At 63.9% G+C, this 205-nt stretch carries 1 protein-coding gene; it reads left to right on the plus strand.

All coding sequences use genetic code 11. From position 1 onward, the window contains the following. On the plus strand, positions 1 to 205 hold a 205-nt coding region (locus tag ABMC88_RS18500), incomplete at both ends, for a cadherin-like domain-containing protein (RefSeq protein ID WP_349578366.1).

Genomic DNA, 205 nt, shown 5'->3' on the forward strand with positions numbered 1-205 from the left:
CGACAACACCGTGGACGAACTGTCCGTGATTGCTGTCTCGGTTCCCGCCGATCAGGGCACCGTGGTCAACAACGACGACGGCACCGTGACCTTCACGCCGGCGCCCGACTTTAACGGCGAAGCGACCATCACCTACACCGTCTCGGACCCCGATGGCGGCACGGATGAAGCCGTGGCCGTGGTCACCGTGGCTCCTGTCAATGAC

This window comes from Sulfitobacter aquimarinus (assembly GCF_040149565.1).
Taxonomy (GTDB): Bacteria; Pseudomonadota; Alphaproteobacteria; order Rhodobacterales; family Rhodobacteraceae; genus Sulfitobacter; species Sulfitobacter aquimarinus.